The sequence below is a fragment of the Geomicrobium sp. JCM 19038 genome, from assembly GCF_000698125.1.
Lineage (GTDB): Bacteria > Bacillota > Bacilli > Bacillales > Marinococcaceae > Geomicrobium_A.
On sequence record NZ_BAXA01000007.1, the window covers coordinates 118,247 to 140,955 of the forward strand.

20 protein-coding genes and 3 pseudogenes are annotated in these 22,709 nt (G+C 42.2%); 20 read left to right on the forward strand and 3 right to left on the reverse strand.

Features of this window, described 5'->3' with window-relative positions; genetic code table 11:
- Positions 1 to 240: 240 nt before the first annotated feature.
- From JCM19038_RS10610 to JCM19038_RS23625, 17 genes and pseudogenes are all read left to right on the forward strand, one after another.
- Positions 241 to 2,625, forward strand: coding sequence for a 3-hydroxyacyl-CoA dehydrogenase/enoyl-CoA hydratase family protein (locus JCM19038_RS10610; RefSeq protein ID WP_042417642.1), 2,385 nt, complete (start codon positions 241 to 243; stop codon positions 2,623 to 2,625).
- Positions 2,626 to 2,647: 22 nt separating this feature from the next.
- Positions 2,648 to 3,826, forward strand: coding sequence for an acetyl-CoA C-acetyltransferase (locus JCM19038_RS10615; protein ID WP_042417645.1), 1,179 nt, complete (start codon positions 2,648 to 2,650; stop codon positions 3,824 to 3,826).
- Between the two features lie 27 nt (positions 3,827 to 3,853).
- A pseudogene (locus tag JCM19038_RS10620) lies at positions 3,854 to 5,637 on the forward strand (acyl-CoA dehydrogenase family protein).
- A 78-nt stretch (positions 5,638 to 5,715) separates the two neighbouring features.
- The gene (locus JCM19038_RS10625) at positions 5,716 to 6,045 is read left to right on the forward strand and encodes a hypothetical protein (protein WP_307190005.1); all 330 of its coding nucleotides are present in this window, start codon (positions 5,716 to 5,718) and stop codon (positions 6,043 to 6,045) included.
- A gap of 304 nt (positions 6,046 to 6,349) precedes the next feature.
- Positions 6,350 to 7,885, forward strand: coding sequence for a M20/M25/M40 family metallo-hydrolase (locus JCM19038_RS10630; protein ID WP_052361468.1), 1,536 nt, complete (start codon positions 6,350 to 6,352; stop codon positions 7,883 to 7,885).
- A 116-nt stretch (positions 7,886 to 8,001) separates the two neighbouring features.
- The gene (locus tag JCM19038_RS10635; RefSeq protein WP_042417647.1) at positions 8,002 to 8,397 is read left to right on the forward strand and encodes an arsenate reductase family protein; all 396 of its coding nucleotides are present in this window, start codon (positions 8,002 to 8,004) and stop codon (positions 8,395 to 8,397) included.
- Positions 8,398 to 8,436: 39 nt separating this feature from the next.
- A complete protein-coding gene (gcvH, locus tag JCM19038_RS10640) occupies positions 8,437 to 8,820 on the forward strand; it encodes a glycine cleavage system protein GcvH (protein ID WP_042417650.1) in 384 nt (127 codons plus the stop codon).
- A 211-nt stretch (positions 8,821 to 9,031) separates the two neighbouring features.
- Entirely contained in the window at positions 9,032 to 9,877 is an 846-nt protein-coding gene (locus tag JCM19038_RS20815) for a PhzF family phenazine biosynthesis protein (RefSeq protein ID WP_052361469.1), read from the forward strand.
- A gap of 91 nt (positions 9,878 to 9,968) precedes the next feature.
- Positions 9,969 to 11,789, forward strand: a complete 1,821-nt coding sequence (locus tag JCM19038_RS10650; protein WP_042417654.1) for a hypothetical protein — start codon at positions 9,969 to 9,971, stop codon at positions 11,787 to 11,789.
- A 99-nt stretch (positions 11,790 to 11,888) separates the two neighbouring features.
- Positions 11,889 to 12,383, forward strand: coding sequence for a GNAT family N-acetyltransferase (locus tag JCM19038_RS10655; RefSeq protein WP_042417657.1), 495 nt, complete (start codon positions 11,889 to 11,891; stop codon positions 12,381 to 12,383).
- A 114-nt stretch (positions 12,384 to 12,497) separates the two neighbouring features.
- The gene (locus tag JCM19038_RS22835) at positions 12,498 to 12,701 is read left to right on the forward strand and encodes a hypothetical protein (RefSeq protein WP_042417660.1); all 204 of its coding nucleotides are present in this window, start codon (positions 12,498 to 12,500) and stop codon (positions 12,699 to 12,701) included.
- Complete coding sequence (locus JCM19038_RS10665) at positions 12,698 to 13,699, forward strand: MFS transporter (RefSeq protein ID WP_042417663.1); 1,002 nt, start codon at positions 12,698 to 12,700, stop codon at positions 13,697 to 13,699. The genes JCM19038_RS22835 and JCM19038_RS10665 overlap by 4 nt, the downstream gene beginning before the upstream one ends.
- Positions 13,696 to 13,986: a PadR family transcriptional regulator gene (locus tag JCM19038_RS10670; protein WP_052361470.1), complete on the forward strand. Its 291-nt coding sequence runs from the start codon at positions 13,696 to 13,698 to the stop codon at positions 13,984 to 13,986. Before JCM19038_RS10665 ends, JCM19038_RS10670 begins: the two co-directional genes overlap by 4 nt.
- A complete protein-coding gene (locus tag JCM19038_RS20820) occupies positions 13,986 to 14,327 on the forward strand; it encodes a hypothetical protein (RefSeq protein WP_052361472.1) in 342 nt (113 codons plus the stop codon). Before JCM19038_RS10670 ends, JCM19038_RS20820 begins: the two co-directional genes overlap by 1 nt.
- Before the next feature lie 4 nt (positions 14,328 to 14,331).
- Positions 14,332 to 14,874, forward strand: a complete 543-nt coding sequence (locus tag JCM19038_RS10675) for an isochorismatase family protein (RefSeq protein ID WP_042417666.1) — start codon at positions 14,332 to 14,334, stop codon at positions 14,872 to 14,874.
- A gap of 153 nt (positions 14,875 to 15,027) precedes the next feature.
- On the forward strand, positions 15,028 to 16,218 hold the full coding sequence (locus JCM19038_RS10680; protein ID WP_052361473.1) for a flotillin family protein: 1,191 nt from the start codon (positions 15,028 to 15,030) through the stop codon (positions 16,216 to 16,218).
- Complete coding sequence (locus tag JCM19038_RS23625; protein WP_373902820.1) at positions 16,170 to 16,631, forward strand: hypothetical protein; 462 nt, start codon at positions 16,170 to 16,172, stop codon at positions 16,629 to 16,631. The genes JCM19038_RS10680 and JCM19038_RS23625 overlap by 49 nt, the downstream gene beginning before the upstream one ends.
- A gap of 26 nt (positions 16,632 to 16,657) precedes the next feature.
- Here the strand turns inward: JCM19038_RS23625 and JCM19038_RS10685 are convergent, their stop codons facing one another.
- From JCM19038_RS10685 to JCM19038_RS10700, 3 genes and pseudogenes are all read right to left on the reverse strand, one after another.
- Positions 16,658 to 17,317: an MOSC domain-containing protein gene (locus tag JCM19038_RS10685; RefSeq protein WP_042417668.1), complete on the reverse strand. Its 660-nt coding sequence runs from the start codon at positions 17,315 to 17,317 to the stop codon at positions 16,658 to 16,660.
- A gap of 139 nt (positions 17,318 to 17,456) precedes the next feature.
- A pseudogene (locus tag JCM19038_RS25480) lies at positions 17,457 to 19,246 on the reverse strand (exosporium glycoprotein BclB-related protein).
- Positions 19,247 to 19,572: 326 nt separating this feature from the next.
- Positions 19,573 to 21,026, reverse strand: a pseudogene (locus JCM19038_RS10700) (MDR family MFS transporter).
- A 156-nt stretch (positions 21,027 to 21,182) separates the two neighbouring features.
- On the opposite strand from JCM19038_RS10700, the gene JCM19038_RS20830 reads away from it, so the two are divergent.
- From JCM19038_RS20830 to JCM19038_RS20840, 3 genes are read left to right on the forward strand one after another with little or no spacing between them, the layout of a single operon-like run.
- Positions 21,183 to 21,782 (forward strand): TetR/AcrR family transcriptional regulator, encoded by a 600-nt coding sequence (locus JCM19038_RS20830; protein WP_052361480.1) that lies wholly within the window; start codon positions 21,183 to 21,185, stop codon positions 21,780 to 21,782.
- A gap of 21 nt (positions 21,783 to 21,803) precedes the next feature.
- Positions 21,804 to 22,037: a hypothetical protein gene (locus JCM19038_RS20835; protein WP_052361482.1), complete on the forward strand. Its 234-nt coding sequence runs from the start codon at positions 21,804 to 21,806 to the stop codon at positions 22,035 to 22,037.
- Positions 22,028 to 22,636, forward strand: a complete 609-nt coding sequence (locus JCM19038_RS20840; RefSeq protein ID WP_081831747.1) for an MBL fold metallo-hydrolase — start codon at positions 22,028 to 22,030, stop codon at positions 22,634 to 22,636. Before JCM19038_RS20835 ends, JCM19038_RS20840 begins: the two co-directional genes overlap by 10 nt.
- Positions 22,637 to 22,709: the final 73 nt, after the last annotated feature.

Genomic DNA, 22,709 nt, shown 5'->3' on the forward strand with positions numbered 1-22,709 from the left:
AAATTTCTTCAATCTTATCGTCACCGAATGTCCAACGTTCTATTCGAAGCATTATAAATAAAAATGAATGGCAATTCATTTTATAGTTGTCAGATGGTTTTAAATCTTATATAGTATAGTAAGAGAATATAAATACAATTTTATTAATTGCAACATTTAGAGGGCATCTTAACAAATGGAAGTGCTCTTCTATTTTCAGAGTGAAATGAATGAGTATTCATTCAAATGAGGAGGACAATTATGACGACGCACATTCAGCGAGCAGCGGTACTCGGCTCAGGTGTAATGGGTTCAGGGATTGCTGCCCATTTAGCAAACCTAGGAATAAACGTGCTACTGCTGGACTTGCCTGCAAAAGAACTCACAGATGAAGAAAAGGCAAAAGGGCTTACGCTAGATCATCCACAAGTTCGTAATCGTCAGGCAGTAACGAGTAAGCAGAAGTTATTTAAGCAAAAGCCTGCACCACTTGCTTCAAAGGAAAATGCACAGCGAATAGAAGTTGGAAATCTTGAAGACGATTTACACAAGCTAGGCGAAGTTGACTGGATTATTGAAGTCGTTGTAGAAAACTTAGACGTAAAAAAACAATTGTTTGAAAAGGTTGAAAAGCATACAAAGCCAGGAACAATCGTTAGTTCCAATACGTCTGGAATTTCTGTAAACGCAATGGTTGAAGGACGTTCCGACTCGTTTAAAAAGCACTTTTTAGGAACGCATTTTTTCAACCCTCCAAGATACTTACATTTACTTGAAATCATTCCGACAGAAGATACGGACCCTAACGTATTGGCATCTGTGAAAGCGTTTGCTGAAGATATGTTAGGCAAAGGTGTCGTCGAAGCAAAAGACACACCGAACTTTATCGGGAACCGCATTGGTACGTATGGATTGCTCGTTTCTGTTGAACAAATGGAACAGCATGGACTAACGATCTCAGAAGTTGATTCAATTACAGGTCCACTCATCGGTCGTCCAAAAAGTGCAACGTTTAGAACGCTTGATGTTGTTGGCTTAGATACGTTTATGCACGTTGCTAAAAATGTATACGATCAAGTTGATGGAGAAGAAAAGGAAGTCTTTGATCCTCCAGCATTTATGAAAGAAATCACCGAAAAAGGGTGGATTGGTGCAAAGGTCGGTCAAGGTTTCTATATGAAGAAAGGCAAAGGCAAGGACAAACAAATCCTTGAACTAGATCCTGAAACGTTAGAATACCGCGAAGGAAGCAAGTTAAAGTCCCCTTCAGTTGAAATGGCAAAGCAAGCAAAAGGAAAGGCTGCTAAATTGCAGACACTTACGTATGCAGATGATAAAGCGGGTCAATTTACTTGGGGTACTTTAAAGAAAAGTCTGATCTATTCTGCAGAGAAGATGTCAGAAATTGCAAATGATGTTGTGGCAATTGACAACGCCATGAAGTGGGGATTCGGTTGGGAGCTTGGACCGTTTGAAGTTTGGGATGCAATCGGTGTTAAGAAATCAGTCGAAAAAATGGAAGCAGAAGGCGAAACCGTTCCGGCTTGGGTGAAGGAAATGCTTTCGAGTGGGCATGATTCTTTCTATACAAAAGACGGAAAGTTTTATCAAAACGGTGAGTACGTAGCCTTGCCTAAGAGTGAGAAAGACATCGACGTTAGTGTACTCATTAAAAATGAGTCGAACGTAATTAAGAAGAATGCTGGAGCGGTTCTCACAGATTTAGGCGATGGCATTGCTGGACTTACATTTACATCACCGAACAACTCAATCGGACTTGATGTTATTCAAATGATGGATACAGCGATCAAAGAAGTTGAAGAGAACTATGATGGTCTCGTCATTTCCAACAAAGGCAAAAACTTCTGTGTTGGCGCTAACTTAATGATGATGCTTATGGAAGCGCAAGACTTTGCATTTGATGAGTTGGATCTTGTGATCCGTAAGTTCCAACAGATGACATCGAACATTCGCTACAGCAAAAAACCTGTCGTAACCGCACCATTCCAAATGGCACTCGGTGGAGGTGCTGAGATTTGTATGCCATCTGCGAGCATCCAAGCATCAAGTGAGACGTATATGGGTCTCGTTGAAGTCGGTGTAGGCCTCATTCCAGGGGGCGGCGGAAATAAAGAATTGTACCTAAGATCGATTGAGAATGTTCCGAAAGGTACGGATTTACAACCAATTGCAAATAAAGTGTTCGAAACGATTGCGATGGCGAAAGTCGGTACATCAGCACAAGAATCGAAAGAAAATGGATTTTTGGCTGACCGTGATGACATCGTTGCCAACTATCGTCAAGTAACATGGAGTGCAAAGCGAAAAGCAATGGAACTTGCTGAAAAAGGTTATCGCCCTCCAGTTAAGCAGCCGGTACGAGTTGTTGGAGAAACGGGCTATGCAACGATGCGACTTGGTGCAGAAGGATTAAAACTATCCGGTCAAATTAGTGATCATGATTTTAAAATTGCAGAAAAACTCGCGTTCGTCATTGCTGGTGGTCGTGTTCCAAAGAACAGTGAAGTTGATGAGCAATACTTGCTCGATCTCGAGCGCGAAGCGTTCCTTAGCTTAATTGCAGAACCAAAAACACAAATGAGAATGCAACACATGTTAAAAACGGGTAAGCCATTACGCAACTAGCACTATTAAGGAGGGAACGGTCATGAGAGAAGCGGTGATCGTATCAGGAGCAAGAACCGCAGTAGGCAAGGCGAAAAAAGGGACGCTTGCACAGATGCGTCCAGACGATTATGCAGCAGAAACCGTAAAAGAAACGCTAAAGCGCGCAGGTGACTTTGATGCAAGTCAAATTGAAGACGTCATTTTCGGTTGTGCGATGCCAGAAGCCGAGCAAGGTATGAACATGGCACGGAACATTTCCGGTCTTGCAGGATTACCCAATACTGCAGGCGCGGTAACCATTAATCGTTACTGTGCCTCAGGTCTTCAAAGCATTGCTTATGCAGGGGAGAAAATCATGCTCGGCCATGCACATACGATCCTTGCAGGCGGGGCAGAATCAATGAGTTTGATCCCGATGGGTGGGCATGTCATTGCACCAAACGCAAAACTTGTTGAAAATGCTCCAGAATATTACATGGGGATGGGGCACACAGCTGAGCAAGTGGCGAACGAATTCGGTGTAAGCCGTGAAGACCAGGACGCTTTTGCCGTAGAAAGTCATAAACGGGCAGCCGCAGCCATTGAAGCGGGTCGATTCAAAGATGAAATCGTACCACTAGAAGTGAAAAAGCGTTACGTAGATGCAAACAATAAGTTCCAAGAGAATACGGTAACGTTTGATACAGATGAAGGCGTACGCGTTGGTACAACAGTAGAAACGCTTTCAGGTCTAAGACCAGCCTTTCATGTAAAGGGAAGTGTAACAGCAGGTAACTCTTCACAAATGAGTGACGGAGCAGCTTCAGTCCTGTTAATGGACCGTGAAAAAGCAGAAGCCGATGGCTTAAAGCCAATGGCGAAGTTTTTAGGAATGGCGGTTGCCGGTGTTCGCCCAGAAGTTATGGGAATTGGACCTGTTGAAGCGATTCCTAAAGTATTGAAAAATGTTGGATTGTCGCTTGAGGACATCGGTTTATTTGAACTTAACGAAGCCTTTGCTTCCCAGTCACTTCAAGTTATTCGTTCATTAGAACTTGATCATAGCAAAGTAAACGTGAATGGTGGCGCGATTGCACTCGGGCATCCGCTCGGCTGTTCGGGAACGAGATTAACACTCTCACTTATTCACGAAATGAAGCGTCGCAATGAGCAATACGGTGTTGTAACGATGTGTATCGGTGGCGGTATGGGTGCTGCTGGAGTGTTTGAATTACTATAAACAAAACTTAACTAGGAGGAATTTACAATGGCAGAAGCGTTAAAAACGAGCATCAAAGGCGGCGGGTTTTTACTAGAAGATGTTGAAACAACAGATGTGTTCACTCCAGAAGACTTTACAGATGAGCACAAGATGATCTCAAAAACAACTTCAGATTTCGTATATAACGAGGTTTATCCGGTCATTGACCACATCGAGAATCATGAATTTGATTACTCTGTGAAATTGCTTAAAAAAGCAGGAGAGCTTGGACTTCTAGGTGCTGACGTACCAGAAAAGTATGATGGAATTGGTCTTGATAAGATTAGCTCAAGCTTAATTACAGAAAGCATGTCACTTGCTGGCGGGTTCGGTCTAAGCCACGGTGCACACGTTGGGATTGGCTCCTTACCGATCGTTTTCTTCGGTAATGAAGACCAAAAGAAAAAGTATTTGCCTAAACTATCTTCAGGAGAGCTAATCGCAGCGTATGCGTTAACAGAGCCAAGCTCGGGATCTGACGCACTTGGAGCAAAAACGACGGCGATCTTGAACGAAGAAGGTACACACTACGTTCTTAACGGTGAGAAGCAATGGATCACGAACTCTGCATTTGCTGATGTGTTTGTTGTCTATGCTCAAATCGATGGCGACAAGTTTACAGCTTTTATCGTTGAGCGCGACTACGACGGTGTATCAACTGGTGTTGAAGAGAAGAAGATGGGGATTAAAGGATCTTCTACTCGTACGTTGCTTTTAGAAGATGCTAAGGTTCCTAAAGAAAACGTACTCGGAGAAATCGGACGCGGACACGTGATCGCGTTTAACATTCTTAACGTTGGTCGTTACAAGTTAGGTGTTGGTTGTGTTGGCGGTGTGAAGCGTACAATCGAACTTGCAGCGACATATGCAAGTGAGCGTAAGCAATTCAAGACACCAATTGCAAACTTCACAGCGATTCAAGAGAAACTCGGATCAATGGCGACAAAAGCTTATGCCCTCGAAAGCTCGATTTACCGTACAGGTGGACTTTTTGAGAAGAATCTCGGTGACCTTACAGATGAAGAGCAAGCGGATGGCGAAAAAGTTGCAAAGGCGATTGCAGAGTATGCAATTGAGTGTTCATTAAACAAATTCTTCGGTTCAGAAGCACTTGATTATTGTGCAGATGAAGCGGTTCAAATTCACGGTGGTTACGGATTTATGGCTGAATACGAAGTAGAACGAATTTATCGTGACTCTCGTATTAACCGTATCTTTGAAGGAACGAATGAAATCAATCGTTTACTCGTACCAGGTACTCTCGTACGTAAGACGATGAAGGGTGAACTTCCATTCTTAGAGAAAGCCATGGGACTTCAAGAAGAACTAATGCTATGATGCCAGAAGAGCCAGGCGATGCGCCGCTTGAAAAAGAAAAGTATATGCTCCAAAATGCGAAGAAACTCGTGATTATGGGTGCAGGTTCAGCCGTTCAAAAATACGGAAAAGAACTCGACAAAGAACAAGAGCTTCTTCTAAACGTGGCAGACATGGTTAGCGAAATTTATAACATGGAAGCTGCCATTGCCCGTACAGAGAAAGCGATTGAGAAGAATGGTGCAGACAGTGAAACGCTAAAACTTCTTTATACGAAAGTACTCGTAGAAGAAGGATTACAAAACATTGAAGCGGATGCGAAAGAGTCACTGATCCACATGGAAGAAGGCGACACACTTCGCACAATGCTTTCAATGGTACGTAAATTAACGCGTCGTACACCAGACAACGTCATCAAATTGAAGCGCGAAATCGCTGAGCGAATCGTTCAAGAGAAAAAGTACGTCGTATAAGAAAGAAAACGTTCATCTCGTAAGAGGTGGGCGTTTTCGTTTTGTTCGAATAACTAATCAAATCATAAGGAGATAAACATGATAAAAGTTATCACACTTTGTGGATCAACAAAATTTAAACAACAATTCGACCATGCAAATGCGATGCTCACACTTGAAGGACATGCTGTGATTAGTGTTGGTTTCTTTGAACAATGTGAAGGAATTGAAATTAGTAATGATCAATTAAGAATGCTTGAGGAAATTCTTTTGAGAAAGATTGATCTTGCTGATGAAGTTATGGTTATTGATCCTACAGGGTATATCGGAGATTCAACGAGCAATGAAATTACGTATGCAAAGCAATCAGGCAAAAAAGTCACGTATTACTCGCAAATGAGTTGGTTAGATCCAAAGGAGGCCAACTAGATCTATGTTTGAATCTTTAACAAGTACTAAGGGGAACAACAGAAATCCCCACAAAACGAGAAAAAAGCCCACATAAAAGCTGTTATGTGAGTTTTTTTCAAGACAGTTGATGATAATTTGACGACATAGCAAGAATATATAGTGAGCAAAGCACTCCATCTGACACCTCTCAACAAACGAGTAGACGAACTGAAATGACAAATTCGATGAAGTTAGATCAAATGGTAGAAAATCTGCTATTATAGTATTGTTAAAATTACAAACCTTCCGTACAATCACAGTAGACAACTGGTGGAGGTGGCTTATGAATACTACAAGTTTTGAACAAAAGAAACAATTGCTAGCGGAATTAGTGGCAATTCCGAGTATTACAGGTACGGAAAGTGAAAAGCTTTTTCCGAAACATTTATACAATCGATTGTTGCAATTGGATTATTTTAATCAGCACCGTGACTACCTTCATTTAGGAGAGTCACCACAGTCTGCTGAATTCCTTACTGCTTTGTATAAGCACGAGTATGCTACAAAAACGGTCGTCATGATGAGTCACTTTGACGTCGTTAGTGTCGAGAATTATGGAGAACTGGATTCGATTGCTTTTGATATTGAGCAAATTACCGAATGGTTCCACAATCACGAGAATCAATTTAACGGTAGCATCTTAAAAGACATTCAAACAGGTGATTACATATTTGGACGAGGCGCCATGGACATGAAAGCTGGACTGGTCATTCAACTTTCCATTCTGGAGAAAGCGATCAAAGAATCTTGGCCAATAAATCTCGTTTTACTTACCGTGCCAGATGAGGAAGTAAATTCAGCGGGGATGCGTGCTGCAGTCGAATACTTATACGATTTGAAATCATCTCATAACCTTGACTACGAATTGTTTTTAAATAGCGAACCTGTGTTTACGCAAACGCCTGGGGACGAGCAGTTTTATGTGTATAGTGGCTCAATCGGTAAAATCATGCCTAGTGTGTTTTGTTATGGTGTTGAGACGCACGTCGGAGAGCCATTAAGTGGATTAACGTCTACGTTTATGCTTTCTCAAATAACGAGTCAAATTGAGTATAATGAAAGGTTTAGAGAGCAAGTTGATGGTGAAGAAACGCCGCTTCCAGTAGCACTTTATCAAAAAGACTTGCAAGAGTCCTATTCTGTAAAGACACCGTACCGTTCAACGTCTTTGTTTAATGTCTTCTTATTTGAACGAAGTGCATTTGATATCGAACGAATTTTTAGAGAAGAGGTTGTTGTAGCGGTTGATACGTTAAATAAACGTGCGAAACACATAGGCTTACCTAAAACGACAGTGATGAACTTTGATGAACTGTTAATTTATGCGCAAGAAAAGCACGGACAGGAACTACTTACAGAGTGGCAGCAAGAGATCTTTTCGAATGAGTCTTATGATGATCGTGCTAAAGCATCAATGATCATTGATAAGATTTTACTTCGTTGTGATGAACTTGCGCCTGTCGTCATTACGTACTTTTCACCTCCTTATTATCCAGCTGTTCGTTCAAAAAAGGCGGACATTGAGCCGGTTATTGAATTGATTCGTACCACTTCACAGAAACGTTTCGACAGAGAAGTCACGCACTTAAATTACTTTAATGGGATTAGTGACCTGAGTTATCTTGCCTATAAGCATGCAAGAAATGATGCCTCTTATGAACGAAATACACCGGGGTTCAACTGGTCATACTCGATTCCTTTCAATTTAATGTCTAAACTAAATGCACCTGTTCTTAACGTCGGTCCGCTCGGTAAGGATGCTCATAAATCGACAGAACGTTGCATGCAAAAAGTGCTTTTATTGAAGTGCCACAACTGATTGAAGAGATTTTGTACAAAATGATTGCAAAGAGTGACGATTGATCTTTGTATAAACGAGTAGCATTTTATCGTATAATGTAGAGGAATGTTATTTGTAAGGAGGCAATTGTCTTTATGCTCACGATGTATTCATATCCACCGTGTGGAACGTGTAAGAAAGCAAAAAATTGGCTTGATGCAAATGAGATCTCTTATCAAGAACGTCATATTGTTGAAGAGCCTCCAACACGTAAAGAGCTTCAAGAAATTAAAGCACTAAGTGGTTTAGAATGGAAGAAGTTGTTTAACACAAGTGGAAAGAAGTACAGAGAACTTGGACTGAAAGACATACTACCTGATGCGGATGAAGACACGATTATCGACTGGCTCGCCTCTGATGGAATGTTAGTGAAGCGTCCAATTGTAACGGATGGGCATCATGTAACGGTAGGATTTAAAGAAGATGAATTCGAAAAACATTGGAAGCAATATTTGGGGAATGTATCACCAGACATCTTAGGAAAATGGTAAGATAGCGTTACGGTTACTTATCAATGGGAGGTTGAAATCATGACAACGCCAAAAGAATTGAAGTATTCAAAAGAGCACGAGTGGGTAAAAGAAGAAAGCGGAAATTACCGTGTAGGAATTACAGCTTTTGCTCAAGATGAACTCGGGGATATCGTATTTGTTGAATTGCCAGAGGTCGGAGACGTACTTGATGTAAACGAACCTTTTGGAAGTGTTGAATCTGTAAAGACGGTCTCAGAGCTTTACGCACCGATCAGTGGTAAAGTCGTTGAAATCAATGAAGACCTAGAAGATTCACCAGAGCTTGTAAATGAATCTCCATATGAGAAAGCATGGATGGTTGTTATTGAAGCAACGAAGCCAGAAGAACTTGAACAGCTATTAACTTCAGAAGAATACGATCAATTGATTAACCAAGGATAAGAAGTTAGCGATCGCTCTCCATGCGGTCGCTTTTTCTTTGAGCATTAAAAAAGCCCGAAGCAAGGGGGAGCTTCAGGCGTGAAACGTTCGGTTAACTTCTGTGTGTTTAGTTTAGATGATCGTATTAGAAAAATCTAGCTAAATCGTGGATTTAAAAGATAATATAACTGATTTCGACAATTTTCGCTGTTAGAAAGGAGACGAACAACAGATGGAACAAGGAATTAAAAGGGTTTTTTCTAAAGGAGAGCATGGAGGTAACCCTTGCCGCGTTGTTTTAGATACCGAACGATGGACCGAGTTACAAAAACAAACATTTGCAAGTAAATGTGATGAGGATGTCGTTTATGTCGACCGAACTGAAACAGGTTCATATGCATATCGTTTTTTTACGAAAGAAGTAGAAAAAGCGTTTTGTTTACACGCAACAATTGCTGCGACGACTAGCTTAATTGAACATTTGAGAATAACTGGTGAACATACATCGATTGAAACAAAAGCAGGAACGATCGAAGTTACTTGGAATCAAAACAAAGAAGTTCAGGTTGAGCAAAACTCGTTCAGTGCTCAAGAAAACGTACCAACGATTCAAGACATCTGTGAAAGTTTGATGATTACTGAGGAAGATCTAAGGGATGACTTCCCTATTCAAATCGGATCAACGTCACGATCAAAATTAATCATTCCACTAAAAAACAATGAGGTTCTACAAGCTCTGAGCCCTGATTACAATCGGTTGTGGGATCTATGTGAAGCTTATGAAACTACGGGTTTTTACCCGTTTGTAATCGAAGCAAATGGTGAGATTTACGCAAGGCAATTCCCAAGTCGAGGAATGTTCAAAGAAGATGCAGCAACCGGTGTAGCAGCATCCGCTTTAAGTGCGTATTTAATCGACAATGGAACAGAATCGTACCAAGAAGGTTGGCATGCGTTTCAAGTTCATCAAGGAGAAGCAATGGGAAGACCAAGCGTAATGAAAGCAGAAGCATACGTGCAATTAGGAAAGGTAACAAAGACGAGAATTACTGGGAGCGCCGTAGATAGTGAACAATAAATGATCTATTTCCCGGGAAATGGCTAGAAACTGAATCTTTAAAGCATGTTGTACGTATGTATTAAGTGACAACATGTAGGGGGACAACAGAATGATGTATATTTGGATTTTAATTATGGGTTTAACGACAATTGAATTAAACCCTAAAGCTTGGAAATATGGCCTGAGACGGAATGCAAAAGCTTGGTTTGCATTTCAAGGTATACGTTACTTACTCGGTCTTGGGATAAGCATTTATATTATTTATTTTGGTTTAATTGATTTGTCTTGGAGTGGCTTGCTTAACTCCTTTGGGTGGATCGTCGCATTAAATCTCATGATATCAGGACTGTTTTTAGGGGCAGCAAAAGTTCCTCGTAATCCTGAAGAGGTCAAGCAACAAGCGAGGCTGGCCTTTACGAATGCGTCGACGACGATCGGTAGTATTTTATTTGCCGGGTTATTGTTTATGAATGTTGTTTTTCCACTAACCGTGACAGAACAATTATCCAACTTAGGGAACATTGAAACGAGCGATGAACAAATCGAATCTGTTACAGAAGAAGCAGTTCGTGCCGTGCCGTATACGTATGCGAGGTATAAATCTGAAATTGTATTCGGTAATATCGACAACTTTTCTTTTTATGATCTAGGAGAATCAAGCATTCAAAAGATCAATGATGAATTGTATTGGGTATCACCGATTGAATATGCGAACATTTGGCGTTGGTTAAGAGCCGATTCCGCTCCAGGATACATTATGGTCAGTGCAGAAGATCCGAACGCCGAAGCGAGATTGATTAGTGAACATGACATGAAGTATGTTCCAAGTGCATTCTTTGGTGAGAACTTAGAACGCCACGTTCGTCAGCAATATGAAGACGTCGTTTTAATTGGTTATTCTTTTGAGCCAGATGATGATGGACATCCGTATTATGCGTATTCATATGCGTACTATGATTACTATCGTACAGGTCCAAATGCCGACGGTGTGATTCTAGTCGATGCTGTTACCGGAGAAACGGAACGCTTTGATCTTGGAGAGCAACCGGAGTTTATTGATAATGCCATTGACTACCGCATTGCACTTCAATATGCGGATTGGTTCGGACGTTATAGCAACGGTTTATTGAACGCCTATTTCACGAAAGAAGGTGTTCATGAACCGACGAGTAATGAAGAGATGATTGGTGTCTTAGGACCAGACGATGATATGTACTGGATGATTGATCATACGAGACCGAACCAAGAGTCCAATACGATGGTTGGGTTTACGATGATCAATGCGCAAACGGGAGAGGCGACCTATTATACAGGTTCTTCAGGCCTTTTAAATGCGCGGGGAGCACAAGAAGTCGTAAATAAATCATTCATCCGTGAACAATGGCGAGGAACTCAGCCTGTCTTATATTCTGTGTATGATCAGTACACATGGGTGATTCCAGTCGTCGACCAGAACGGTCTAATGAGGGAAATGGCGATGGTACATGCAGAAACAGGTAACATTGCTCATGCCTCTTCAAGAGAAGGTGCATTCCAAGAGTATCGTCAAATGCTCGCTGCTAATCTAGGTGCAGACGACTATGTACCGACAGATGTGTACGATGAAATGGAGATTAGCGGCAATGTGTACCGTGTAAGTGATCCGTTTAACAATCAATACTTGCAAGTACTCGTTGAAGGAGAAAGTCGTGTACTCGAATTCGATATTACACAATCGGCAGATGCCGTTTTCATTCAAGATGGTGATGAAATTGAAGCGACTGTCATTGACACTGAGGAGAACATTCTACAAGTTCTGTCGTTTACGAACTTGACGGTTGAAGATGATTTCGGCGAGATTGAAGAGTTTGAGATTGAAGAGGAAGATGAAGGTACAGAAACCGCCGATGACGAAAATGTAGAAGATGTAGATGTAGACGTTGAATCGTAAACAAATTCCTATTCTGACTATTTCCAGATGACTTTTCAGCTAGGCTTGTATGTTTTACAATGATTTTCTGCTAAAAAGTCAAAGTTTCAGGAGGTCAAGATGAACGTTTACTACGCAACACCAGATGACGCAACAATCGTATGCACGCTCATGCATGATGCATTTGCTGAATATAAACACGCAACACCTTCTTCAAGCGCTTTATTAGAAACACCTGATTCGGTTCGTGAAGGATTGAACGGTGGAGAGAAAGCGTTAATCGGTATGGAGGGGGATAAACCGGTCGCCATGCTTCGTTATGTGATTAGTGATGATGATTTATATTTCTTCCGATTATCTGTACCACCAGAGAATCAAGGGAATGGTTATGCCAAAAAGCTCATTACAGCACTAGAAGCTGAAGCTAAAACGTTAGGCAAACAGTCAGTATCGTGCCGTGTCCGAACGGCAGTTGATCGTAATATGGTGTTGTACCAACGTCTTGGCTATGAAACAGAAGAGATTGTTACAAAGAATATTCAAGGGATCCACATTGATGTTGCAACCGTCAAAAAGCCGATTCATTCTCTCGTAGAAGAGGGAGTTCATGTCTAAAGTAGGGCTACACGAAACGATCTTTTTCGTTTTGTGTAGCTTTTTTTATTGCTTTTATATAAATTATCATATATAAATATTTATATATGGTAATTTATATATGAGGTGAAGCAGATGTGGACCCCGGCGTTTAAAGCAATCTATGGAAATCGATTGTTAACGATTTTTGCTGATGCTGTTTTATTCTTTGCCTTGCTTAAGGAAATGGAATCTCGGGTAAGTGATCCTTCAATGTTTACTTGGTTTTATGTCGCGTATTACGCACCTTTATTATTTCTAGCTTTACCGATCGCTCATGGATTGAAGGAAAGAATTTGAAACGGGTTATTCGCTTTTCAAACAGTATACGAGCAATCATTGTCATTGTACTAACTTTGTTTTTGTCATCAGTTTCATTACCAATTCTTTTCGTTTTGCTTATGTTACTGAGCATCTTTGATTTATTTTTCTTACCGTCAAGTCAAGCGCTCGTTCCGCAATTCGTGAATCGTGATCATCGTCCGAAAGCAAACGCGTTATTCCAAATGTCGATCACAATCCTGCGAATCGTTGCTCAAGCAGTTTCTGGATTTGTTTTAGCGCTTCAATTTCCAGTCGAAGTGTTGCTTATTGCTGCCATTGTTGCATTACTCATCGCAACGTTATGTACGATTAAAATTCCGAAAAGTCCCGCAACTAATCAAGGGAGTGAACGATTAATTGAACAAATTCGAGCGGGATTAAGAGAAGTTTGGTCTTCAAAACAGTTTCGGATGCTTTACACCTTCATAGCCATTGGAATGTTAATTGCAACGGCATTTGAGCTTATTCTTATTCACTTTCTAACTGACGAGTTGCATCTTGGCGTGGAGAATATGGCCTGGATCGGCATTTGTAATATTGTAGGTATTACGTTAGGAGCTTTTTTTGCACCGAGGTTGATGAAGCGTTTTGAACGTAAATGGCTGTTGTTTCCTCCATTTTTGTTTTTAGCGGTAACATTTATAGCGGTCGGATTTGCTAATTCTCTTCCTGTGCTCTTGCCTTTTTTCGTCATTCAAGGGTTTGCACTCGGTCTTTTTCAAGTGACAACCGTCACGTTAATTCAAGAATGGTCGAAGCCCGCGTATTACACACGAATGTTTACGATGTTTTTTTTAGTTTCAAATGGCATGATGCTTCCTAGTATCTTGATTAGTGGCTGGCTGTTAAGTACACTGACGATAACAGAGACGGTCGCCATTATGGCAACAATTCTTATCGTGACAGGCGCAATGGGTGTGATTACTTTCCCGAGAATTGGGATCGGTGGAAAAGAGGAGACAAACATACAATGAGTTTAAGGCACGGACTACTTGGGTTATTAACGACGTGGGAAGCGAGTGGTTACGACATAAAGCAGGAGTTTGATGGGTTTGTTAGTGTGTTTTGGCATTCGAACCTTTCGCAAATTTATCCTGAACTAGCAAAGTTAGAGAATGAAGGTTTAATTGAAAGTAGGCTTGTTACGCAAGTCGGGAAGCCAGATAAGAAGTTGTATCAGATTACAGAATCAGGGAAAGCGGAAATGATACGATGGCTTAGTCAGCTCCAACCCTTCCGAAACGAAAAGATCCATTTCTGATGCAAGCTTTTTTCATGGATCAATTGCCTCTTAAGGATGTATTGTTTCAATTGCAAACCTTTGAGCGTGAACAGAAAGAAAAGATTGAACAAATGGAGCAGTTTCTAGACGATACTTCGGCAAGCATTCGTGAACGACAAGCCGTAAAAAAACGAATCGTTATGGCATCAGCAGTCTATTCGCACGCCATTCATCAAGAAAAGCTCTATTTAAATTGGATTCAATCAACGCAAGCGATTCTTGAAAATGCTGAGGAACTTTGGAAGAAGAAGAAATTACGTATGATGAATTTGAGCGGTTGTTTTTACAGTTTCATAAGCATACCTATGACGGAGGGGTGATGGAATGATTGGAAATAATGTAGCACTCGTACTCGTTGACTTTCAAAAGGCGTTTGAAGAACCGAGTTGGGGGGAATTTAGTACTCCTAAAGCGGTGTTTAAGGCAAGTGAGCTTTTGCACTATTTTCGTGATCAAGGTGGTCTTGTCATACATATTCAACATACGAGAACCGATCCAGTTTCATTGTTTTACAAAGGTAGTCTGACCCATTCGTTTATGGAGCCAGTTCTTCCTGTTGAGGATGAAATGATTATTCAAAAAGACGTTAACAGTTCGTTTATCGGCACGAATTTGGAAAGTGTTCTAAAAGAACATGGCGTGTTAGAAGTGATTATCGCAGGCTTTACGACTCAGCATTGCGTATCTACGACGGTTCGAATGAGTGGCAATCTAGGTTTTAAGACGACATTGGTTTCTGATGCAACGTCTGCGTCTGCCATTGCCCCTTATGACGCGCAGACGATTCACGAAGTAACGCTTGCAACGTTGCGTGATGAATTTGCGGACATTGTAACGACAGAAGAGTTGTTACTACGTTACAGATAAGACCTTCGATCGTGTTTCTCTGTGGTTTTTTGTGTGGAATTACTTGTCACAAGCATTCTAACTTCGTTACAATTAATATGATTTTTCTGTATTGTTGAAACTTAGAGTATTTTGTAAACGTATGTAGAGTAACTATAAAGAAGAGGTGATGAAATGGATTTTGGTACGGGTACAGTACTATTTATTATTCTAGCAGCATTAGCTGCCGTTGCGGTTTTATTTGGGATTGTTGCATTCATTTATGTTAAACGCAGATACAAAACCGCGCGTTCAAATGAAGCTTTAATTATTACGGGTCCAAACTTGGGTGATCCAGAAAAGGACAATCGAATCTTCCAAGATGAAAATGGTCGAAGCATGAAGATCATTCGTGGTGGTGGGCAACGTTTGAAGTTTTTCCAAACGAGCACGCCAGTAGATTTGAACTCTTTCCAAATTAAATTAACGACGCCGAAAGTGTACACGAGTCAAGGTGTACCGGTCGTTGCAGACGCCATTGCTTCTGTTAAGATTGCCGATTCTTTAGACGGAATTGCAAATTATGCAGAGCAGTTTCTAGGAAAGAAAGATACTGAGATTGAGGAAGAAGTATCGAAAGTACTCGGTACAAATTTAAGAGCAATCTTATCGAAACTATCGGTAGAAATGATTAACAATGATCGTGAATCATTTAGCCATCAAGTCCAAGACATTGCACAAGTTGAACTTGATAACATGGGCTTTACAATTACATCATTCGGTTTAGATGATCTTCGTGATGCGGATGAAGAGAATGGATACTTAGAGAATTTAGGTCGTCCACGTATTGCTGAAATTCGCAAAAAAGCGGACATGGCAGAGTCAGATGCTGAGAAAGAAACACGGATGTACAAAGCGAAAAACGATCAAGAAGCACAACAAGAAGAGAACACGAGAAGTACGACGGTCTCTCAATCCCAAAAAGAACGTGACATTAAAGAAGCAGAATTTAAACGTGAAACTGAACGTGCTCGTGCACAATCTGAGCAAGCGTACCAATTAGAACAAGCAAGATTAAATCAAGAAGTAACAGAAGAAGAAATGCAAGTGCAATACATTGAGCGCCAACGTCAGGTTACTTTGGAACAAGAAGAGCAAAAGCGCCGTAAAGCTCAAGCAGATGCTGATGCATACGACATTAAGGCCAAAGCAGAAGCAGAAGCAGAAAAAGCGCGCATTGATGGTGAAGCAGAAGCATCTATCAACGTGCTGAAGGTCTCGCACAAGCTGAAGTTATTCGTGAAAAAGGGCGTGCCGAAGCAGAAGCGAAAGAACTTATGGCAGAAGCGATGGAAAAATACGGCGAAGCAGCCATCATGGAAATGATGATTCGCTCACTTCCTGATATTGCAAAAGAAGTCGCTGCACCACTTAGTCAAATTGAGGGATACAAAGTCATTGATATGGGTGGCTCTGATTCCAAAGGTGGAGCGAATCGTATTACGTCGAACGTGACACAAACGATGCTAGGTGTTCAAGAAAGCCTAAAAGAAGCAACAGGGATGGATTTAAAAGAAATGCTTGAGAGTTTTGTCGCAAGAGGAAGCTCTAGCGTAGGCAATGCTGTGCGTGAAGCGCATCCTGAATTCGCAGCCGCAAAAGAGAACCCTCAGTCTAACTCTGTTCATAAAGAGAAGACAGGCGATGAGCGAGTTGATAACAGTGCACAAGCTGAAGTAGACACAGATCGTGATGAAACGATTGATCCGTTTTTTGATCAAGATAATTCAAAGCCATAAAAGAAAACAAAGTCGTCCGCTACGAACTAGTCGCGGGCGACTTTGTTTGTGATGAATTGTTTACGTTTGTTAAGCATGTCTCGCCATTCCTCAGCAAGGCTTTCTATTTGTAGTAGTTGATTGACATCGCTAAGGTTTTCTCTTTCATGGTAATAAACTTCGTTGCATCGCAAAACACTCATCTTAATAGAAGGCTCTTCTAGTAATTCAATCGTGCTATCCGCATAAACAGTTCCCTCATGTAACACTTTAGCTAAATATCCTGTAAAGCCTGTTCGTATAATGTGCACAAGGAAATCAGCAATACCAGTGTGTTGGACAATTGTACGACAAGGTGTACGTGCTTGCGTGATTTGAATTTTGGCGTCTCCAACTCTGTAAATACTACCTAGTATTACTTCGGATTCTAAAAGGCCGGATACGGTAATGTTTTCACCAAACGCAGCTTTTGGAAGAGAGAGATCAAATTGTTCTTCCCAATATGAATAGTGTTCATGTGGATAAAAGCAAACGGCCCGTTCCAGACCACCATGATGCTTCTTATCTGCTACGTCATCACCTGTAAATCCGAGTTTAGTCAGATAAGCTTGCGATTGCGCTTCTTTTGCAATCGCGCTAATGACTTGCTCATTGTTTCCATAGTCTAATCTCTTCGGTAAAGAGGTAGAAAGACGTTCGATATACATTATTTCAATCCTTTTTTATTCAGTATAACATTTTCTGAAAATACAGACTTGATTGAAGGGCGCTTTCCTTATCGACGAGGATAAGGAAAGCACGACTTGTGGTTGAAAGAATTGCGATCAGTTAGCGATTCACGACAGGTTATGAGATTGAGATTCCTGCGCTGGCGTAGCCTTCGACTACGTTTGCTAGAGAAATTCCACTTGAAGTTGCAGATAGTACGAGTAGCAATCTCGTTTGTGGAGTGACTGGAATCGACAATCCTGAAACAATATTATTCAACGTTTGACCTAAACTAATGACACCCGTTAACGGAGGAAGATTGACGCTTGCTCCTGGAATTGCAGTGAATGTGTTATTTGGCGTGCTCGAACTAAAGAGCTGGGCGTTGACTGTAACTGAGCTACCTATTAACGATAATGCTGCAGTAACACTAAAATAAGCCGATATCGAAGTAATCGTCCCCGCGCGAGGCACCGAGAATGCATAGTTTAGCAAAATGCCAGGTCCTCCACCGAGGTTGATCGTCGAACCAGCAATGCTAACTCCAGCTACTGAGCTACCAAATCCGACAAGACTAGTCGTTCCTATTAATCCCCCAGCAATCGTAGTTAAAGTGACAGGTGTACCAGAAGCAAATGGAATGATCGCTGAAGATCCAGGAATACCAGTTGTACCAGTAACGCCAGTGACACCGGTAATACCAGAAGCTCCAGTGACGCCCGTAGGTCCAGTGGCCCCAGTAATACCAGAAGCTCCGGTGATGCCCGTCGCTCCCGCAGTGCCAGTGGCACCCGTCGGTCCAATTGCCCCATCAATCCCGGTAGTACCCGTAACGCCGGTAGGTCCAGAAGCTCCGGTAATCCCGTCAGCCCCAGTTAATCCCGTCGCACCTGTGACTCCGGTGTTACCAGTAATGCCAGTAGCCCCAGCACCCGCAATTAGGTGTAATCCGTTGAAGTATCAGGAGTGCCCGTAGGAGGTGCAGTGTTCACAAGGTAGGTGCTGCCTTCAAACGTAACGATTTGCCCAACAGGATAGCCCGGTGCAGCGAGTGGATCAAAAGGAACGACGCCATCAAGTCCAATGCCAGTAGCTCCCGTCGGTCCGGTTACTCCTGTGGGTCCGGTGTCCCCGGTCACGCCAGTAACACCAGTTATTCCAGTAGCTCCAGCTGCCGCAATCAATGTGTAATCTGGTGAAGTACCAGGAGTACCCGTAGGAGGAGCCGTGTTCACAAAATAGGTGCTACCTTCAAACGTAACGATCTGTCCAACAGGATAGCCTGGTGCAGCAACAGGGTCAAAAGGAACGGCGCCATCGAGTCCAATGCCAGTAGCGCCCGTCGGTCCGGTTACTCCTGTAGGCCCGGTGTCCCCGGTAACCCCAGTAACCCCCGCACTCGCAATCAACGTGTAATCTGGTGAAGTACCAGGAGTACCCGTAGGAGGAGCAGTGTTCACAAAATAAGTGCTGCCTTCAAACGTAACGATCTGCCCAACAGGGTAGCCTGGTGCAGCGAGTGGATCAAAAGGAACGACGCCATCAAGTCCAATGCCAGTAGCGCCCGTAGGCCCGGTGTCCCCGGTAACGCCAGTAACACCAGTAACACCAGTAACACCAGTAACACCAGTAACCCCAGTGACGCCCGTAGCTCCAGCACCCGCAATCAACGTGTAATCCAGAGAAGTACCAGGAGTGCCTGAAGGAGGCGCAGTGTTCACAAAATAGGTGCTACCTTCAAACGTAACGATCTGCCCAACAGGATAGCCTGGTGCAGCGAGTGGATCAAAAGGAACGGCGCCATCGAGCCCGATTCCAGTTGCACCGGTCGGTCCAGTAGGTCCAGTTACGCCAGTGGCACCATCGGATGGTCCGGTTGGCCCTGTAGGACCCGTCGGTCCAGTAGGACCTGGTAAATCAATGGTAATGCCTGTTGGTGGCCTTGTCGGTTGAGTTGGGGAAGTGGGAGTAGTTGGGGAAGTAGGGATTCCCGTTGGAAATGAGCCGGTACCACCAACAATACCGGGACCATTTATGAGATTGTTGTTAATGGAAACCCCATTTCGGTTTTGTCGATTGGCGTTCCATAAGTGATCTGGTGGATTCAATCTAATACCTCCGTCTAATCATTGAATTTCATGCACATTAATTGATTGCTGTGTATGAGCGAAAAGTCATAACAGTATATGTACGGAGTGATGAACGTGTTTATAGAAAAAGCCCTAAATTGCTTTAGCAATTCAGGGCTTGGTTATTACGCTGGGTTTTTGGTGTTTTTACTTCGAATAAAAAGTGCAATTAGAAGAGCTATGATTGCAAAGATCAGTCCGAACGAGAAGCTTTGTTGAGCGCCAATCGTGACGGCTTCAATTTGTTGTTCTGCACTAGGGTTTTGAATTCCAGATAGTGCATTCGTACGGCCTGTTTCCATAATTGAGATGAAAATGGCTGCACCAATTGCACCTGAGACTTGCATGAGTGTATTGAAAATTGCAGTCCCGTGTGGATAAAGTTCTTTTGGTAGTTGGTTCAAGCCGTTTGTTTGCGCAGGCATCATAATCATTGCGACGGATACCATCACGAACACATGTTGTAACGCTAGTACCCATTCGTCAACACCAGGTGTTGAAAATCGATACGTGAATACAGTAATTACAAGCATAATAGCTCCTGGAATTAAAATTGGGCGTGGTCCAACTTTATCAAACAAGCGGCCCATAATTGGAGACATTGCACCGTTAATAATTCCTCCAGGAAGCATGATCAATCCAGTTGCGACAGCCGTAAAGAGTAATGCGGATTGCATATACATCGGTAGTACGAGCATAAGCGCGAACATCGTCATCATCACAAGCATCACAAGGATAAGACCAAGCGCAAACATCGGAAAACGGAATACCCTGATGTCGAGTAACGGTTCTTCCATTTTCAATTGTCGAATCGCAAACGTCACGAGTGCTAAGAGCCCGATAACGAGTGATGCAATCACAAGTGGATCAGCCAGTGAACTGTCGCCTTTACCGGCTGTGCTAAATCCGAACACAATTCCACCGAAACCGATGGTCGATAAGATAAATGAAAACACATCAAGTTTTGGCTTCGATGTCTCCGTTACATTTTTCAATACGAAATAACCGAAGACGAGTGAGAATAGTGCAATCGGTATGACAAGGTAAAAGAGCCAACGCCACGTTAAGCTCTCAATAATAAGACCCGAAACGGTCGGACCAATTGCAGGAGCAAACATAATGACAAGACCCATCATCCCATAGCTGCACCTCGGCGCTCGACTGGGATTACGGCTAAAATCACGTTCATAAGCAGCGGAATCATAATTGCTGTACCGACAGCTTGAGTGATTCTTCCTATTAATAGAACTGCAAATGTCGGGCTAACACCTGCAATAACCGTCCCTAATGTAAATAGTGACATTGCGGTGATAAACAACTGACGAGTCGTAAAACGCTTTATGAAATATGCAGAAATCGGAATAAGTGTACCGATGACGAGCATGTAACTCGTTACGAGCCATTGTGCCGTACTTGATGTAACACCAAGATCTCCCATGATGGCTTGCAAAGCAACGTTAAGAATTGTTTCATTTAGGATTGCAACAAATGCACCTGAAAGAAGCACGGCCAAAATTGGTATTGGTCGTATTTCAGGAATATCAGATTTTAAGTCAGCTTCTGTAGCTGTGTGAGCCATAGCCGTACCCTCCTTCTTTTAAACAGCAAGAGAAATCTTACCACGAGCAATTACGGAACGCAACAGTTTCGTAATTAATTCTCTGTAAAGATTGCCTTAACCAATTCGAAGGTGCTACAGTAAAAGGAGAAACGGTAGGAGGTTAGGTTCGTGAGCATGGACGAACAAGTTGTGAAAAAAGGTCGCCCACGAGACGAGAGTCGAAATCAAGTGATCTTAGACTCCACGCTAGAACGGATTGCAGAACACGGATATGAAGCAGTAACGATGGATCATATTGCAAAAGCTGCAGGTGTTGGGAAGGCGACGATTTACCGGCGATGGAAATCGAAGCAAGAGTTGGTCGTTGAAGCGATCTCTTCCATAAAATCGTTTGAAGGCATTTTAGAAGAAGTTGATGAAACAAACGGACTTGAACAACAGATAAAGCAGTTATTATTATCTAGCTTTTGGTCTGAAGATCCCATTCATCAAAAGGCAATGGCCGCGATCGGGGCTGTCTTGGCAAATCATAAAGAATTAGAATATCGCCTACAACAAGACTATTACCGCAAATACAGACTCGTGTTCTTTGCGATTTTAGATCCTTATGTTTATCCTGAACGTACAGTCGGTTTGGAAACGCTCGATTTAATTGCTGATATTGGGCCTTCAATGGTTTATTACCGAGCAGTTGTTACGAAGAAGCCGATTGATGAGCCGTTTATCGAGCAAATTGTAAAAAAGATGATTATGCCCCTTCTCGTTAACGAGTAGTCGTGCTACGGAGGTTAACGGGTGGCTAGTTTACTATCTGAAATTTCAGTTTCAAGTCGGGAGTTGAAGCGTATGAACGTTCGAACGGTTGAAGGTGTTACGATTGCTAACGTTGTTCCAGAAAATAAAGGTAGGAAAATGACCCCGGTTTATTTATTTTCTGTCGACAATATGCTCGTAGACACAGGTCCATCGAATATGTATGAAACGTTACGCCCTTTTTTGATTCGCAATCGTATGATTTTATTGCATTAACCCATAATCACGAAGATCATAGTGGAAATGTAGCCGTATTAGTTAATCAACGTGAGTTGCCTGTTTATGTACATGAACTGGGGTTGGAAGAATGCTTTCTAGAAACACCGTATCCGTATTATCGCCAGCTTGCATGGGGGGAGCGTAAACCCTTCCAACCAACGAAAATGCCCGATCAACTTACTACATCTCACACAACGTGGGACGTGATTTTCACACCTGGACACGCAAAAGATCATATTAGCTTACTTGATGAGCAAACAGGGCGACTGTTTACTGGAGATCTGTTTGTGACACCGAAGCCGAAAGTCATTATGGAAGCTGAATCAATCCCAGAAACGTTACGTTCTCTAAAGAAGTTGTTGAACTACGAATTTTCATCGATATTCTGTTGTCACTCCGGGTATCATATAAACGGGAAAGAAATGGTTAATAAGAAGATTGAGCATTTAGAAGCGCTCATAACTCAAGTGCATGAGTTAAGTGAACAAGGATATTCTATTGATGACATTGATCGGTCACTTTATCCGAAAACTATCCAATCGAAACCGTCTCCGAAGGTCAATGGAGTTCTAGACATATCGTCTCGTCAATTGTAGAAGAACAATGATTTAGAACATAGGTGATAAATCATGAAAGATTTGTTGACAGGTAGAAAGCTGGGTGCTAAGA

Bases quoted from the DNA above. Each gene is read 5' to 3' on its own strand.
- JCM19038_RS10610 (WP_042417642.1), top strand. From the start codon at position 241: ATGACGACGCACATTCAGCGAGCAGCGGTACTCGGCTCAGGTGTAATG.
- JCM19038_RS10615 (WP_042417645.1), top strand. From the start codon at position 2,648: ATGAGAGAAGCGGTGATCGTATCAGGAGCAAGAACCGCAGTAGGCAAG.
- JCM19038_RS10625 (WP_307190005.1), top strand. From the start codon at position 5,716: ATGATAAAAGTTATCACACTTTGTGGATCAACAAAATTTAAACAACAA.
- JCM19038_RS10630 (WP_052361468.1), top strand. From the start codon at position 6,350: ATGAATACTACAAGTTTTGAACAAAAGAAACAATTGCTAGCGGAATTA.
- JCM19038_RS10635 (WP_042417647.1), top strand. From the start codon at position 8,002: ATGCTCACGATGTATTCATATCCACCGTGTGGAACGTGTAAGAAAGCA.
- gcvH (WP_042417650.1), top strand. From the start codon at position 8,437: ATGACAACGCCAAAAGAATTGAAGTATTCAAAAGAGCACGAGTGGGTA.
- JCM19038_RS20815 (WP_052361469.1), top strand. From the start codon at position 9,032: ATGGAACAAGGAATTAAAAGGGTTTTTTCTAAAGGAGAGCATGGAGGT.
- JCM19038_RS10650 (WP_042417654.1), top strand. From the start codon at position 9,969: ATGATGTATATTTGGATTTTAATTATGGGTTTAACGACAATTGAATTA.
- JCM19038_RS10655 (WP_042417657.1), top strand. From the start codon at position 11,889: ATGAACGTTTACTACGCAACACCAGATGACGCAACAATCGTATGCACG.
- JCM19038_RS22835 (WP_042417660.1), top strand. From the start codon at position 12,498: ATGTGGACCCCGGCGTTTAAAGCAATCTATGGAAATCGATTGTTAACG.
- JCM19038_RS10670 (WP_052361470.1), top strand. From the start codon at position 13,696: ATGAGTTTAAGGCACGGACTACTTGGGTTATTAACGACGTGGGAAGCG.
- JCM19038_RS20820 (WP_052361472.1), top strand. From the start codon at position 13,986: ATGCAAGCTTTTTTCATGGATCAATTGCCTCTTAAGGATGTATTGTTT.
- JCM19038_RS10675 (WP_042417666.1), top strand. From the start codon at position 14,332: ATGATTGGAAATAATGTAGCACTCGTACTCGTTGACTTTCAAAAGGCG.
- JCM19038_RS10680 (WP_052361473.1), top strand. From the start codon at position 15,028: ATGGATTTTGGTACGGGTACAGTACTATTTATTATTCTAGCAGCATTA.
- JCM19038_RS23625 (WP_373902820.1), top strand. From the start codon at position 16,170: ATGGCAGAAGCGATGGAAAAATACGGCGAAGCAGCCATCATGGAAATG.
- JCM19038_RS10685 (WP_042417668.1), bottom strand. From the start codon at position 17,317: ATGTATATCGAACGTCTTTCTACCTCTTTACCGAAGAGATTAGACTAT.
- JCM19038_RS20830 (WP_052361480.1), top strand. From the start codon at position 21,183: ATGGACGAACAAGTTGTGAAAAAAGGTCGCCCACGAGACGAGAGTCGA.